Source organism: Amycolatopsis sp. NBC_00348 (genome assembly GCF_036114655.1).
GTDB lineage: Bacteria > Actinomycetota > Actinomycetes > Mycobacteriales > Pseudonocardiaceae > Amycolatopsis.
Genome location: NZ_CP107994.1, coordinates 9,459,656 through 9,474,600 on the forward strand (window position 1 = coordinate 9,459,656; position 14,945 = coordinate 9,474,600).

The following is a 14,945-nucleotide window of genomic DNA, read 5'->3' on the forward strand; positions in this document are numbered from 1 at the left end:
TTAGTATTGCTCAGGAATCGTGCTCAGTCGGTTTCCGCGCCCAGTGCGATCAGGCCGTTGCGCAGCACGTCGGCCGCTTCTTCCTGACGGCCGGTCTCGCCGAGGAGTTCGCTCAGCGGACGCAGCGCGCGCACGAGGACCCCGCGCGCCCCGAGCCCGGTGGCCAGCTCGACCGCCGCCCGCAGGTCTTCGGCCGCGCGCCGCTCGTCACCCCGCGCCCGCGCGAGGGAACCCAGCTGCAGCCGCAGCTCCGCCGCCAGTGCCGTGCCCGCCACGACGGCCGGGCGGATCTGGTCCAGCAACGCGGCCGCCGTCTCCAGCCGGCCCGCGGCCAGGTACTCCCCGGCCAGCTCGACCGTGATCGCCGGGACGTCGTCCGGCCACGCCGTCTCCCGCGCCGCGCCGAGGTCGGCCAGCGCGCCCTCGACGTCACCCCGGCGGCCGCGGACCCGGGCCCTGGCCAGCAGGCAGTGCGCCATCGCCGGGTGCAGCGCCCGCTCCTGCATCAGGTCGTAGGCCGCGGCGATCGACGCCGCCGCGTCGGCGAACCGGTCCGCGGCCAGGTGGCTGCGGCACACCTCGACGTGACTGCGGGTCAGCTCGGCCAGCACCGCCGGCCCGCCCCGGGTGAGGCGCAGCGCCGCGTCGGCGTACTCCGAAGCCCGTTCCAGATCGCCTTGACGCAGGTGCCGCTCGGCCAGGCAGGCCCGCAACGTCAGCAGCATCGACGGCTGCGGGTAGCCGTCGCGCAGCAGCTCCGCGTGGCAGGTTTCCAGCAGGTGCAACGAATACTGCGCCTCGCCCCAGTCGCTGAGCACGGCCGCGCGCAGCGGCGCCACCATCGCCCGCACCGGCGGCGGCTCGCTCGCCAGCGCGGTTTCGGCCTGCGCGACGTACTTCGTGCGCGCCTCACCGCGGGAGTAACCGGCCAGCCACAGCAGCGCGATGCCTTCCTGCCGCGGCCGTTCGAGGCGTTCGGCGCGCCGCCGGAGCCGTTGCATCCGCGGCGTCGCTCGGCGGGCATCACCGAGCAGGAACCGTTCCGCCGTCTCGATGAGCTCGATGTCCAGCTCGAGCAGCTCACGCGGGGAGCTGCCGCCGAGGAGCTCGTCGGGCTCGATCCCGAGCTGCAGCGCGAAGAACCGCAGCGCGTCACCCGACGGTGTCCGCGCGCCCGTCTCGACCGACGAGACGTACGCCGCGGAGTACTGCGGTCCGGCGAGCTGCCGCTGGGTGAGCCCGCGCTCGGTGCGCAGTTCACGCAGGCGCTCGCCGACGGTCTCGCCGCTCACGCTCACGCGGTTCGCCTTTCCACTGGTACAGGATATGCCCGGAAGCCGCGCGGCGGCGGGGGAGTCACCCACCGCCGCGCGGCGGGTATCAGCAGGCGCCGGCGTCGGTCCAGACGGCCCACGACCCGGGCGCGCCCGGCTCGGCCCCGGTCGAGTACCAGGTGGACGTCCACTTGTGACTGTTGTGGCCCACGACGTCGTTGGGCACGTACGCCTTCGCGGAGTCCCACTCGGCGAGGCCGGAGCAGCCGGTCGGCGGGGTGCCGGTGCCGACCGTGAGCGAGAACTGCGCGGTGTGGTCGGCGTCGGTGCCGTCACCGGTGACCGTCACCTGGCTGGTGCCGTTCGGGGTGGTGGCCGCGGTGGTGATGGTCAGCGTCGCCGTGCCGCCGGACTGGACGCTCGCCGGGCTGAACGTCGCCTTGGCGCCGTCCGGCAGGCCGGTGGCCTGCAGCTGCACGGTCTGCGCGCTGCCCGCGGTGACCCGGGTGGTCACCGTGGTCGACGCGGACTGTCCGGGTTGGACGGACGCCGACGTCGGCGAGAGCGTCAGCGAGTATTCGTTGCCGGCCGGCGGGGTGCCGGTGCAGGTCGGCTCACCGCTCGCGGCGGTGACGGAGACGGCGTCCCAGGCGGCCTTGGTGGCGTTGAACTCCGTGCAGCTGCCCGGGTACAGCGCGATCGCGGCTTCGAGGGTCGCCTTGCGGGCGGCCTTGTGGTTCCAGGAGGACGTCTTCTTCAGGAGCGCGTTGTAGAAGATCTTGCCGGCCTTCTGGATGCCGATGCCGGTGACACTGGAACCGTTGCACGTCGGGCTCGCCGGGGAGGCGTTGCTGCCCTGGGAGAGCAGGTAGAACCAGTGGTTCTGCGGCCCCGCGGCGGCGTGCACCTCGGTGCTGGGGATCGACGACGAGTAGCAGTTCGGGTCGCCGACCAGCGACGGGTTGTACATGTAGCGGATCGGGCCCTGGCCGACGAGGTTCACGCCCTCGCCGACGATGAAGTCCGGTGTGTCCTTCGGGTTGTTGGCGTAGGCCTCGGTGAGCGCGCCGAAGATGTCGCCGGTGGACTCGTTCATGCCACCGTTCTCGTTGCCCGAACCGGCACCGCCCGGCGTGGTCTGGAAGACCGCGTGGCCGAACTCGTGGCCCACGACGTCCATCGGCGTGGCCTGGCGCTGGTTGTCCTGGGAGTGGCCGAAGTGCGTCGACGAGCCGTCCCAGTAGGCGTTGACGTCGTTGAGGCCGACGCTCGCGCGGAAGCCGCCGCCGGCCCCGTCGATCCCGTTGCGGCCGAGCCAGTCGTTGAGCATCTTCCACTCGGACTGCACGCTGTAGAGCGTGTCGACGCAGCCGGTTTCGAGGTCGGTGCCGGAGCCGTTGCCCCAGCTGTTGGTGCTCTTGGTGAAGATGGCGCCGCCTTCGCGGCCGCAGGCGATGCCGCGGCGACCCGGGTCGGTCATCGAGTAGGAGCTGCCGGAGCCGGACGTGTCGATCGAGACCTGGCCGGCGTAGTAGGAGTTGCCGGTGCCCGCGACGGCCGCGGTGTTCGTCGTCGCGCCCTTGCCCGGCCCGGCGAGGGTGCGGACGTCGTCACGGGAGTCGAGGACCGCGCCGGTGGCCGCGTCGACGAAGACGTGGAGGCGGGTGGGCGTGGCCGCGTTGTGGCCGCTGACGACGACTTCGTAGGCGAGCTTCGGGGCGTCCCCGGCGAGCACGACCAGCTGCGGGGTGCTCGTGGAGTCCACCCGGGACACCTTGGCCTTGGCGATGCCGCTCGCCTTGGCGGCGGTGAGCGTGGCCTGGGTTTTCACGCTGATGGGTGCGGTCTTGGCGGCGTCGGTCGCGCGGACGCGCCCGGCCCCGTCGGCGACGACGACCGCGTCCCCGCCGACGACCGGCAGGCCGTGGTAGGTGCGCTGGTAGGAGGCGTAGAAGAGGCCGCCGCCACCGGGGGTGACGCCGGTGCGCACGAACGCTTCGCTCGGGCCCTTGGCCAGCTGGTCGACGCCGTTGAGCGCGGCCTGGTCGGCGGCGACGGCGGCGAGCGCCTCGGGGTTCTGGGCCGGGGCTTGAGCGGGAGCGGCACTGGCCGGGATCGCCGGCAGCGCGAAGGTCAGGGTCAGGCCGGCGATCGCCGCCAGCCCTCGTGGGGATCTCATGGGGAACCTTTCCGGTGGGACTCGGGGAGACCGTGCGCCCGGCCGGGTCGCGATGTGTCCGCCGGAATAACTGGTGTTATGGCGCCGGACGCATCCGAGTAAAGGTTCCACCGGCCTGCCGGTCAATGGGCCGAATGGCCCAGCGCCCTCCGGGAAAGATCACGCCGTTCCGCGCAAATCCCCAGGCAACGGCCGGTATCACCGACTGGTCTGAACCAATTCACTTACTTTCGTAGGAACTTGCGTTTCCGCCCGGATTCCCGGACCGCCACCCCGATTGGTCCACACCACTCACCGTGTCGACCCCGCAATCACGCGAGTCGACCCCCCAATCACGCGAGTCGACCCTCCGATCACACGAGTTCCGTCCCCGGACACGCGAGTTACGGCCCTGATCACGTGAGACCCGTGCCGGAGCACGCCAAGCCGGTCGACCGGACTCGGGAGGGCCGTGTGGCCGGGGCCGTCATCCGCGTGATCGGGCACGGGACTCGCGTGACGGGAGTCGTGACTCGCGTGATCAGGGGCGGAAGTCGCTCCTGGAGGGTCGGTCAGGCCGGGGTGTCGGTGACTTCGGCGGAGTCGAGGCCGCGGTGGTAGGCCGTGATGGCGTCGTCGAGATGACCACGTTGTCGTAGGACGTCTCCGAGCCGCAGGGACGTCGAAACCGCCGCCGCGTGCAAAGAAGCTCGGGTCTGGATTTCCAGTGCCTCTTTCAGGAGGCGGGTGGCGGCGGCCAGATCGCCTTGGGCCTGGGCGATCTGGCCCAGCAGGCCCGTGGCCTCGCCGAGCGTCTCGACGTCCTGGGTGAGCAGCGGCAGCACCGCATCGACCAGCGACGACGCCTCGGCGAGCGCGCCCTGGCGCAGCCGGACCTCGGCCAGCTCGATCGTCGCGCCCGCGACGCCCTCCTCCGAACCGATGGCCGCGAGCTGGTCGCGGGCCGCCGTCAGCTCCGCGCGCGCCTCCGCCAGCCGGCCCAGACGGCGCAGCAGGTAGCCGCGGGCCCAGCGGCAGCGGGCCGCGTCGCGGTCGAAACCGACCGACGCGAACAGCCGTGACGCCTCGATCAGGTCCTGCTCCGCCCGGTCGGCCTCGCCGATCGCCTGCCAGACCTGCGACGCCTGCCGGTGGAACCGCGCCACGAAGTCCGGCCGCGTGGCCGACCGGATCAGCCGGCGGCCCGCCACCGCTGCCTGGCGTGCCCGGTGCAGGCCGCCCATCTCCATCAGCGGGTGGATCAACGCGCTGAGCAGGCACAACTCGGCGTCCGGGTCGCCGGCCAGAACGCCGAGCGCCTCCTCGACGCGGGCGATCGCCGCGCCGGCGTCGCCGGTCAGGTAGCGGCAGCCGGACCAGCGGTGCACGATCATCGCCCGCAGCCACGGCGGTGCCGCCGCCGCCAGCTCCTCGGCGTGCTCCAGCGCCGCCTGTGCACCCTCGACGTCGAACAGCTGCCACTTCACCTCGGCCTGGCAGAACCGCGCGTAGCACTCGACGTCGGCGAGGTGGTAGCCCGCGGCCTGCTGGCCGACCGACGCGAAGCGCGCCTCCGCAGTAGCGACGCGGCCCTGCTCCAGGTCCCGGTAGCCCTCGTCCAGTGCGTTCCGCAGGTCCGCGGCGACGCCCGGGGGGCGCCCGAACCGCAGCTCGTCGACGGTCAGGCCGAGCCGCCGCGCGAGGTAGGCCAGCATCTCCTCCGACGGCGGCCGGCTGCCGGTCTCGACCTTCGCCAGGAAACCGCGGTCGTACCCGGGCTCGGCCAGCTCGCGCTGCGTCCAGCCGCGGTCGGCACGCAGCCGCCGGATCCGCGTGCCGAGCGGTTCGGCGGGGGCCCTGGTCATCGTCCCACGGTAGGTCATCGCGGTGGATAGCGCGGAAACGGACATCTCGTCGGCCCGGGCCGGCCGGGACGTCGGCACCCGCGTCGACCGGGCCGGCGCCGACGTCGACGCGTCCGGCCGCAACTGTCCATTTTGGAGCGACGGGGTGGCGGTGACCTCACCGGACCTTCGAAAGTGCGCGGTCGTGAATGGACCCGACGGCGCAGATCCGCTGTTCCCCGCGGGCCCGAAAGATGCACCCGTCCGGATGAATCCTTCGACGGGCAGGGATCCCGTTACGCCGACGACTTGAGTTCATGGCCCAGTAACGAGCCGGCCATCGACTTCACCTCGACAGCGTTGCTCGCATTCCCGCTGGCGGGCAGGTCGTAGCATGGCGTAGTGAGCGAACAGTCTGAATTCCCCGACGGCCAGTACCCCGAGCGTCCGGTCGAGCGCCAGAAGGGCCCCGTGGTCCTGCGTGGCGACCGCCGTGACCAGGGCAGCACGACCGACCAGCGGCTGCTCGACTCGCGCGGGCCCAGCGACTGGGTGCACACCGACCCGTGGCGCGTGCTGCGGATCCAGGCCGAGTTCGTCGAGGGTTTCGGCGCGCTCGCCGAGGTCCCGCGCGCGGTCACGGTGTTCGGCTCGGCGCGCACCAAGCGCGACCACCCGGAGTACGAGCTCGGCCGCAAGATCGGCGCGGCGCTGGCCAACGCCGGGTTCGCCGTGATGACCGGCGGCGGCCCGGGTGCGATGGAGGCCGTCAACCGCGGCGCGGCCGAGGCCGGCGGCTTCTCCGTGGGGCTCGGTATCGAGCTGCCGTTCGAGCAGGGCCTGAACCCGTGGGTCGACCTCGGCGTCAACTTCCGCTACTTCTTCGCCCGCAAGACGATGTTCATCAAGTATTCGCAGGCCTTCATCTGCCTGCCCGGCGGCTTCGGCACGCTCGACGAGCTGTTCGAGGCGCTGACGCTGGTGCAGACGAAGAAGGTCACGAAGTTCCCGGTCGTGCTGTTCGGCAGCGAGTACTGGGGCGGGCTCTACGACTGGATCGCCAAGACCGTGCAGGCCGAGGGCAAGGTCAGCGCGCACGACCTGAACCTGCTGCACGTCACCGACGACATCGACGACGCCGTCAGCGTGGTGCAGAACTCCTACCAGGCCTGGGAGGACACCCACTGATGAGCCGGATCTGTGTCTTCTGCGGGTCGTCGATGGGCTTCTCGCCGCGCTACGCCGAGCAGGCGGCGGCGCTCGGCAAGCTGCTGGCCCAGCGCGGCATCGGGCTGGTCTACGGCGGTGCGAGCGTCGGCACCATGGGTGTGGTCGCCGACGCCGCGCTGGCCGCGGGCGGCGAGGTGATCGGCGTGATCCCGGAGGCGCTCTCGAGCGTCGAGATCGCGCACGCCGGGCTGAGCGAGCTGCACGTCGTGAAGGACATGCATGAGCGCAAGGCCAAGATGGCGGCCCTCTCGGACGGCTTCCTCGCCCTGCCCGGCGGCGCCGGGACGCTGGAGGAGCTGTTCGAGGTGTGGACGTGGGCCCAGCTCGGCCTGCACGGCAAGCCGATCGGCCTGGTCGACGTCGACGGCTACTACGCCCCGCTGCTCACCTTCGCCGACCACATGGTGACGGAAGGGTTCGTCAAGGACGACTACCGGCAGCTGCTGCTGACCGACCCGGACCCGGCCGTGCTGCTCGACAAGTTCGCGACCTACGAGCCGCCGGCTCCGCCTAAGTGGGCCGCGGGACCGCCCGGAATCTGAGCGCTCACGGCTTCCGTGCTCGCCCGGACGAACGCGGCCACCGCCCGCGACCGCGTCCGGTCGGGCCAGGCCAGCATGATCGAGCTCTGCGGCGCGTCGAGCACCGGCACGCACACGACGTCCGCCCAGGCGTGCCGCCGGACCGACGCCGGGAGCACGGCGACGGCCTGGCCCAGCGCGATCAGCGCCATCAGCTGCCCGGAGTCCCGCACCTCGGGGCCGCTCGTCGCCTTGTCCGTCCCCGGCCAGCGGGGCAGCGGCTCGCCGTCGAGGTCGGCGAGCACCAGGGCGCTGCGCCCGGCCAGCCGGTGGCCGCGGTGCAGGACCGCCACCTGGTCCTGGGTCAGCAGCAGCTCGGTGTCGAACCCGGCGAGGTCGTCGTGCGCCGGGTGCACGAACGCGAGGTCGACGCGCCCGTCGCGCAGCATCGGCGTCTGCTCGCCGATCCCGCAGACGACCACCTCGACCTCGACGGCGTCCGGGTCCTGCCGGTACCGGGGCAGGATCCGCTCGAGCAGGCCGGCGTCACCGTCGGGCTTCGTCGCCACGAGCAGCTTCGGGACGGCCTCGCCCGCCCGCTGCGCCCGGCGCACCGCGGCGGCGACGGCGTCGAGCGCTTTGTGGCTCTCCACCAGGAAAACCGCGCCGGCGGCGGTCAGCGTCACCCCGCGGCTGGTGCGTTCCAGCAGCGGCACGCCCAGCCGCCGTTCGAGCTGCTGGATGGCGCGCGACAACGGTGGCTGCGCCATACCGAGCCGCTGGGCCGCGCGGCCGAAGTGCCGTTCCTCGGCGACGGCCACGAAGTAGGCGAGCTCCCGCGTTTCCGGTGGCTGCATACCCGCAGGGTATCGGCCGATGCGGATCCGGTGTTGGCTCGAAGCGGCCGCGCGCTGGTGTGCTGGGGTCATGAACGAAATCACTCTGGTCACCGGCGCGAACAAGGGCATCGGCCGCGAGATCGCCGGCCGGCTCGCCGCCCTCGGCCACACCGTCGTCGTCGGCGCCCGCAGCGCTTCTGCCGGTGAGGAGGCGGCCGCGGAGATCGGCGGCTCGTCGGTGGTGCTCGACGTGACCGACCCGGCTTCGGTCGCCGCGGCCGCGGCCACCATCGACGCCCGCTACGGCCGGCTCGACGTCCTGGTCAACAACGCGGCCGTCGCCGTGCCGCCGGGCTCCGACCTGGCGAGCCAGCGTCCCAGCACCGCCGACCTCGACGTCCTGCGCGCGATCTTCGAGACGAACCTCTTCGGCGTCGTCAGCGTGACGAACGCCCTGCTGCCGTTGCTGCGCCGGTCGGCCGCACCGCGCATCGTCAACGTCTCCAGCAGCGGCGCGTCACTGGCCCGCAACGCCGACCCGGCCAGCGAACTCCCGATCTCGGCGGGGTACACGCCGTCGAAGACCGCCCTGACGTCGTTGACGCTGCAGTACGCCAGGGACCTGCGGGCCGACGGGATCCTGGTCAACGCCGTCTGCCCCGGCCACTGCGCGACGGACCTGAACCGCCACTCGGGCCCCCGGACGGCGGCGCAGGGCGCGGAGTCGGCGGTCCGGATGGCGACGATCCCGAAGGACGGCCCGACGGGCACCTTCGTCGACGACGAGGGCCCGGTGCCCTGGTGACTCAGGCGGCGCCTTCGCTGGGCCGCTTGTGGTAGGTGTCCACGTACTCCTGACCCGACAGTTCGAGGATCGCGTACATCACCTCGTCGGTCACCGAGCGGCGGATCGCCGGCGCGTAGTCCTGGCCTTCGTAGCGCGAGAAGTCGAGCGGCTTGCCGAACGTGATGCCGATCTTGGCCAGGCGGGGGACGCGCGCGCCCTCGGGCTGGAGGTTCTCGGTGCCGGTCAGCGCGACCGGCACCACCTTCGCGCCCGTCGCCAGGGCCAGCGCGCCGACGCCCGTGTGGCCGCGGTGCAGCCGGCCGTCGAGCGAGCGCGTGCCCTCGGGGTAGATCGCGAAGACGCCACCCGCGTCGAGCACCTTGCGCGCCGCTTCGAGCGCGGCGAGGCCGGCCTGGGCGTTGCCGCGCTCGACCGGGACGTACCCGAGGCCGCCGAGGAAGCCGGCCATCAGCCGGCCCTTGATCGTCTTGCCGACGAAGTACTCGGCCTTGCCGAGGAACTTGACCTGCCGCGGCGTCGCGAAGGTGATCACGCCGGTGTCGAGCGCGGCCCGGTGGTTGGCCGCCAGGAGCACCGGGCCGGTGGCGGGCACGTTCTCCACGCCACGCACCTCCGGCCGGTAGAGCGCCCTGGCCAGCGGGCCCAGCACGAAGCGGACAAGCTGCGCGATCAAGTGGTCCTCCTCCTCGGATGCGGTGCCTCCAGCATGGCACGGTCGCTACTCGTGAGTTGGTTCGAGCGGCGTAGTGGCCGGCCGCCCGGCCCATCCTGACCGCGAAGGGTGACCGGACGGTTTCCGTTGTGCTACCGGCGCTCGACCGTCGGTTCGGTCACGGCCGTCCTCGAGGGTGAGGACCTGGTCGAAGCCGTCGAGGTGCTCGGGCCGGTGCGTCACGAGGACGACGCTGCCCCGCGTGCGCTCGAGGACGCGCTTGAGGACGGCGTCGCCGTGCGCGGGGTCGAGGCCGTCGACCGGCTCGTCGAGCACCAGGACCCGGGGCGCCGCCAGTACCGCGCGGGCCAGGATCAGCCGTTGCCGCTGACCGCCGGAGAGCGCGTCGCCGTCCGGGCCGGTGTCGCGGTCGAGGGCCAGGTCGAAGCCGGCGGTTTCGCAGGCTTCGCGCAGTTCGTCGTCGCTCGCGGCCGGCTTCGCGAGCAGGAGGTTCTCGCGGACGGTGGTGTGGAAGACGTGCGCGTCGGCGAGCGCCCCGGAGACGGCTTTCGCCAGGTCGGCGTACTCGGCGAGCGGGTGCCCGTCGAGGGTGACACGGCCGGAGGTCGGGGTTTCGAGGCCGAGGAGCAGGCGCAGGAGGGTGGTCTTCCCGGCCCCGCTGGGCCCGAGGATCCCGACGCGGCGGCCGGGCGCGAGGTCGAGGTCGACGTCCAGCAGCGCGGGCGCGCGTCCCGGGTAGCGGAGGCCGGCTCGTTCCAGCTTGAAGTGTCCTTCGTGGACGGTGCGGGTGCCCGGGCTGACCGGCGGCGTGGCGAGCACGGCCGTCACACGAGCCGCCGACGCGCGGATCTCCGGAACCCGGCGAGCGGCGGTGATCAGCGGGAGGACGACCTCGAACGTCGTCATGGAGCCGAGGGTGAGAGCGGCGGTCCACGGAACGGAGGCGTCGCAGAGAAGGCAGACGGCGATCGTGGTGACGAGCTGGACGAGGATCCCCGCGGCACCGAGCAGAGCGGTCTTCGTGACCGGTTCCCTGAGCTGCTCGACGACGTCGTGCGCGGCGCCCCGCTTTGCTGTCAGCGCCCCAGCAGCGACGAGTTCCCGATACCCGGTGACGAGTTCGACGGCACGTTCGGCGAGTTCCGCCCGTTTCGGCGCGTTTTCGACCGCTCGCGCCGCGGTGACCCGGATGACCAGCCAAGGCAGCACCCCACCGGCGACGACGAGCCCCGCGGCCAGCACCCCCGCGGCCCCCACGGAAGCCGTCGCCACCGCCCCGACGGCGGTGACCCCGACAATCCCGGCGACAACAGCGGGCAGCAACCACCGCAGGACGGCGTCCTGCAGAGCGTCCACATCGGACACGAGCCGGGTGAGGAGGTCCCCACCGGAATACCGCGACCCGGGCGCGAGGGCTTGGTAGACGCGGGTGCGCAGCGAGCCGAGCCACCGCAGGACGACCTCGTGCCCGGCAAGCCGTTCGGCGTACCGCAGGCCACCACGGAGAAGAGCAAGAGCCCGCACAGCGGTGACGGCCACGGTGAGTGCGGCAAGCGGCGGCCGCTCGGCGGCGCGAAGAAGCAACCAGGCGGCGGTGGCCATGAGCGCAAGGGCGGCCAGCTCGGCCCCCGCGGCAAGAAGTGCGGCGCGGGTGAGGCGAAGGGCGTCCATTGTGGACACAGCCCACAGCCCCGAGACAGCCCCCACCCGTCCCGGGGGGCGTCCCCGAACCCAGCGTACCGCCCCTGGCCTGCGAAAACGAGGTGCGCGCGAATCTGTGGACAACTGCTCGCCTGTGGATACCGAACTTGACAACCTCACGCCGCCACCTCCGCGGACACTCGGCCATCGCGCAGCTCGACCACCCGGTCCGCCAGCGAAACCATCGCCGGCCGGTGCGCGACCAGCACCGCCGTCCGCGAGGGCAGCAGCCGCCGGGTCGCGGACAGCACCGTCGCCTCCGTTCGGGAGTCCAGGCGGGCCGTCGGCTCGTCCAGCAGCACCAGCCCCGCCGTCGTCCGGGCCAGGGCTCGGGCCAGCCCCACCCGCTGCCGCTGACCGGCCGACAAGCCCTCGCCCAGTTCGCCCACCTGAGCCGAGTAACCACCCGGCAACCCCGCCGCCACCTGGTCCAGCGCCGCCGCGCGGGCCGCGCCGGAGACGTCGGGCTCAGCGAGGCCCAGTCCGATGTTCGAAGCCAGTGAACCCCGGAACAACGTCGGCCGCTGCGGGACCCACGCGATGTCCGCCAGCCAGCCGGACGGATCCAGCGCACGCACGTCCACCCCGTCCGCCAGGACCCGGCCCGATGTCGGCGCCACGAACCCCAGCAGCACCGCCAGCAACGTGCTCTTCCCGGATCCGCTCGGCCCGACCAGCGCCAGCCGCGACCCGGCGGGCACCGACAGGTCCACATCGGACAATGCGGCGACGTCGCCAAAACGGACGGTCACCCGCTCGAAGACCAGCGAAGGCGCACCCCGGCGTCGAACCACAGTCCCGGAACGAAGCGAAACCACCGGTACCGCAAGTGCTTCCCGCAACGCCGTCAACCCCTCGGCCGCCGCGTGGAACTTCGCGCCCGCCGCTCGCAGCGGCAGGTACGCCTCCGGGGCCAGGACCAGAATCAACAGCGCCGTCCGCGCGTCCAGGCCGCCGTCCAGGAGCCGGAAGCCGATCGGGACCGCGACCAGCGCCACCGACAGCGTCGCGACCAGCTCCAGCACCAGTGCCGACAGGAACGCCACCCGCAACGTCTTCAGCGTCGCGTCCGCGTGCGCGTCCGCCATCGCGCGGACCGTGCGCGCCTGCGCCTCCGCCCGCCCGAACACCTTCAGCGTCCCGAGCCCGCGGACGACGTCGAGGAAGTGCCCGCCCAGCCTCTTGAGCAGGTCCCACTGCGTGTGCGCCGACGTGTGCTTGCCGACCAGGATCGCGAACACCGGGATCAGCGGCAGTGTCGCCGTCACGACCAGCGCCGACGTCAGGTCCGTCGTGAACAGCCGGACGATCACCGCGATCGGGACCACCACCGACACGACGAGCGTCGGCAGGTACCCGGTCAGGTAGCTGTCGGTGGCGTCGACACCGCGCGTCACCTGCGTCGCGACGACGCCCGCCCGGTCAGACGACGAGCCGAGCAGCCGATGCCGCAGACCCGCCTTGACCGAGGACGCGAACCGTCCACAGAGGATATCGCCGACCAGCGAAAGCATTACGCGTAAAGCAATCGCGAGAACCAAGACGAACGAGAGGCCACCACCGGTGAGCAGCGTGGCGAGACCTTCGGCCTGGAGCAACACCGCGAACGCCGACAGCACGCCGAGCGAGGTCAGCAGAACCAGGTACCGCCGGAGTCCGGGCAGTGCGGGCACGTCGTCCTCCTAGAAGTGCAGCAGCGAACGCTGGTCGACGGGGGCGCGGTGCGCGCGCCAGGTCAGCCACTGCACGACGAGCAGCACCAGCACCGCGGGCGGCGCGAACCACGTCAGCACGGCGAACGTGTCGGACGACGTCGCCGCCTGATCCGTCGTGAGCGCGTAACCCGAGTCCGCCACCAGAATCGCGGGGAACCGCAGCGTGCCGGCGAGCAGCGCGGGACACGCCGCGAGCGTCATCGCCCCGAGCAGCGCCACCCGGTGGCGCTTGAGCGCGAGACCCAGCCACACCGAACCCAGCGCGAGGAACGCCAGCACGACCACGCCGATGCCCGCCGCCGTCACCCCGTGCAGGACAACCGAACCCCACCCGGTCGCGACGACGAGGAAGCCGGCCGCGGGCGGCAGGAGGGCCTTGGCCAGCCGCACCGCGCGGCCGGTCAGCTCGGCCGGCGCGCGCACGGCCAGGAACACCGCGCCCTGCAAGCAGAACAACGCGACGAACCCCAGCCCCCACAACACGGCGTAGGGGTTGAAGAGCGCGAAGACGTCACCGGACGGCGAGCCGTCGGCGGTCAGCGGCAGCCCGGCCACCAGGTTGCCGAGGAACAGGCCCCACGACACCGCCGTCACCAGCGCGCCGCCGACGATGCCCGCGGTCCACGCGCCGCGCGGCGCGCCGGGGCGGCGGCTGCGCAGCTGCATCGACGCCGTGAACGTCACCAGGCCGAGCAGCAGCGTCACGACCAGGACGTACGCCCCGGCGAACACCTTGCCCTCCAGATGCGGGAACGCGCCGAACAGCACGCCCACCGCGGCCACCAGCCACACCTCGTTGGCCAGGAAGAACGGCCCGAGCGCACCGAGCGTCTGCCGCCGTCTTCGCTCGCCGGCGTCGAACGCGGGCAGCAGCATCCCGACGCCGTAGTCGTACCCCGCGAGCGCGAAGTAGCCGCAGGTCAGCAGGCCCAGAACGCCCCACCAGAAGGTCACCATCGGTCAGACTCCGCTCAGGACGGGCAGTTCGGCGACGTCGTGCTCGACCGGCTCCGGGCCGCGCTTGGCCACGCGCGCCAGCAGCACCCAGTCGGCCACGGCGAGCGCGGCGAACAGCAGTGAGAAAGCGATGAAGGAGAACAAGATCTGGCCGGCCGGGACGTCCGCGAGCGCGTCGGCGGTGCGCAGCTTCCCCCAGACCAGCCACGGCTGACGGCCGATCTCGCGCACCAGCCAGCCGAGGATCGCGGCGGCGAACGGCAGCGGGATCGCCGCGACCATCAGGCGGTGCAGGAACCGGGCCTTGGTGATCCAGTCGCGGAAGAGCAGCACCGTGCCGAGCAGCGCGCACAGCAGCATGACGAACCCGAGCATGATCATCAGGCCCAGTGGCAGCCCGACGCCGCCGTCCTTGAGCTTGTCCGGCTGGTACATCGCGAGCTCGCCGAACTGCGCGAAACCCTGGTTGACGACCAGGATCGCGCCGATCAGCGCCGCGACGACGCCGATCCGCATCGAGCGGCGGAAGAACTCGATCTCGGTGGTGCGCTTGAGTAAGTGGTATGCGCTGACGCCGGCCACGAAGAACCCGCCGGTCAGGATCGCGGCGGCGACCACGTGCGGCAGCGACGCGGCCAGCGCCGGGTTGGTGAACAGCGCGCCGAAGTCGTCGAGGCGCAGCGTGCCGTGCTCGACGTGGCTGCCGACCGGGTCCTGCAGGAACGAGTTGGCCAGCATGATGAACAGCGCCGACGCGTACGCCGTGAGCGTGACCAGCCAGATCAGCGTCAGGTGCAGCCACTTGCCCATGCGCCCGAAGCCGAAGATCCACAACCCGAGGAACGTGGACTCGAGGAAGAACGCGACGAGCGTCTCGATGGCCAGCGGGGCGCCGAAGACGTCGCCGGCGAAGGCGGAAAGCCCGGTCCAGGTCAGCCCGAACTGGAACTCCATCACGATCCCGGTGACGATCCCCAGCGCGTAGTTGATCACGTAGAGCCGGCCCCAGAAGCGCGTCATCCGCGCCAGCTCGGGCTTGCCGCCCAGTGCCGAGCGCGTCTGCATCACGGCCACCAGCGTGACCAAACCCAAGGTGAGCAGCACGAACAGGAAGTGGAACGAGGTCGTCGTCGCGAACTGGAGTCTCGCGACCGGGAGTGCGTTCATGTAGCCAGGCTACACATAGTCTGCCTACATGTAGCCAGTCGACGTGTAGACTGCGTAC

The 14,945-nt window shown here is 72.0% G+C and carries 12 protein-coding genes; 3 read left to right on the forward strand and 9 right to left on the reverse strand.

Annotated elements, in window-relative coordinates; all coding sequences use genetic code 11:
* Window positions 1–23: 23 nt before the first annotated feature.
* The 3 genes from OHS58_RS42695 to OHS58_RS42705 all read right to left on the reverse strand — a co-directional run bounded on the left by OHS58_RS42695 (window position 24) and on the right by OHS58_RS42705 (window position 5,297).
* Complete coding sequence (locus OHS58_RS42695) at window positions 24–1,298, reverse strand: helix-turn-helix transcriptional regulator (RefSeq protein WP_328646071.1); 1,275 nt, start codon at window positions 1,296–1,298, stop codon at window positions 24–26.
* Between the two features lie 82 nt (window positions 1,299–1,380).
* Entirely contained in the window at window positions 1,381–3,453 is a 2,073-nt protein-coding gene (locus tag OHS58_RS42700; protein ID WP_328646072.1) for a M4 family metallopeptidase, read from the reverse strand.
* 551 nt (window positions 3,454–4,004) lie between these two features.
* Window positions 4,005–5,297 (reverse strand): helix-turn-helix domain-containing protein, encoded by a 1,293-nt coding sequence (locus OHS58_RS42705; protein WP_328646073.1) that lies wholly within the window; start codon window positions 5,295–5,297, stop codon window positions 4,005–4,007.
* A gap of 381 nt (window positions 5,298–5,678) precedes the next feature.
* Here OHS58_RS42705 and OHS58_RS42710 point away from each other — a divergent pair, with 381 nt between their 5' ends.
* Both OHS58_RS42710 and OHS58_RS42715 read left to right on the forward strand, forming a co-directional pair.
* Window positions 5,679–6,464, forward strand: coding sequence for a TIGR00730 family Rossman fold protein (locus OHS58_RS42710; RefSeq protein ID WP_247061002.1), 786 nt, complete (start codon window positions 5,679–5,681; stop codon window positions 6,462–6,464).
* On the forward strand, window positions 6,464–7,048 hold the full coding sequence (locus OHS58_RS42715) for a TIGR00730 family Rossman fold protein (RefSeq protein WP_328646074.1): 585 nt from the start codon (window positions 6,464–6,466) through the stop codon (window positions 7,046–7,048). The genes OHS58_RS42710 and OHS58_RS42715 overlap by 1 nt, the downstream gene beginning before the upstream one ends.
* Here the strand turns inward: OHS58_RS42715 and OHS58_RS42720 are convergent.
* Entirely contained in the window at window positions 6,997–7,884 is an 888-nt protein-coding gene (locus OHS58_RS42720) for a LysR family transcriptional regulator (protein WP_328646075.1), read from the reverse strand. The two genes, OHS58_RS42715 and OHS58_RS42720, sit on opposite strands and share 52 nt — an antisense overlap.
* A gap of 70 nt (window positions 7,885–7,954) precedes the next feature.
* On the opposite strand from OHS58_RS42720, the gene OHS58_RS42725 reads away from it, so the two are divergent.
* Window positions 7,955–8,671: an SDR family NAD(P)-dependent oxidoreductase gene (locus OHS58_RS42725; protein WP_328646076.1), complete on the forward strand. Its 717-nt coding sequence runs from the start codon at window positions 7,955–7,957 to the stop codon at window positions 8,669–8,671.
* Between the two features lies 1 nt (window position 8,672).
* On the opposite strand, the gene OHS58_RS42730 is transcribed toward OHS58_RS42725, so the two are convergent.
* From OHS58_RS42730 to OHS58_RS42750, 5 genes are all read right to left on the reverse strand, one after another.
* Complete coding sequence (locus OHS58_RS42730) at window positions 8,673–9,347, reverse strand: lysophospholipid acyltransferase family protein (RefSeq protein ID WP_247061010.1); 675 nt, start codon at window positions 9,345–9,347, stop codon at window positions 8,673–8,675.
* Window positions 9,348–9,392: 45 nt separating this feature from the next.
* Window positions 9,393–11,018 (reverse strand): thiol reductant ABC exporter subunit CydC, encoded by a 1,626-nt coding sequence (cydC, locus tag OHS58_RS42735; protein ID WP_328646077.1) that lies wholly within the window; start codon window positions 11,016–11,018, stop codon window positions 9,393–9,395.
* A 146-nt stretch (window positions 11,019–11,164) separates the two neighbouring features.
* Window positions 11,165–12,721: a thiol reductant ABC exporter subunit CydD gene (gene cydD / locus OHS58_RS42740; protein WP_328646078.1), complete on the reverse strand. Its 1,557-nt coding sequence runs from the start codon at window positions 12,719–12,721 to the stop codon at window positions 11,165–11,167.
* A gap of 9 nt (window positions 12,722–12,730) precedes the next feature.
* Entirely contained in the window at window positions 12,731–13,720 is a 990-nt protein-coding gene (locus OHS58_RS42745; RefSeq protein WP_328646079.1) for a cytochrome d ubiquinol oxidase subunit II, read from the reverse strand.
* Between the two features lie 3 nt (window positions 13,721–13,723).
* Window positions 13,724–14,887 (reverse strand): cytochrome ubiquinol oxidase subunit I, encoded by a 1,164-nt coding sequence (locus OHS58_RS42750; protein ID WP_328646080.1) that lies wholly within the window; start codon window positions 14,885–14,887, stop codon window positions 13,724–13,726.
* Window positions 14,888–14,945 lie beyond the last annotated feature (58 nt).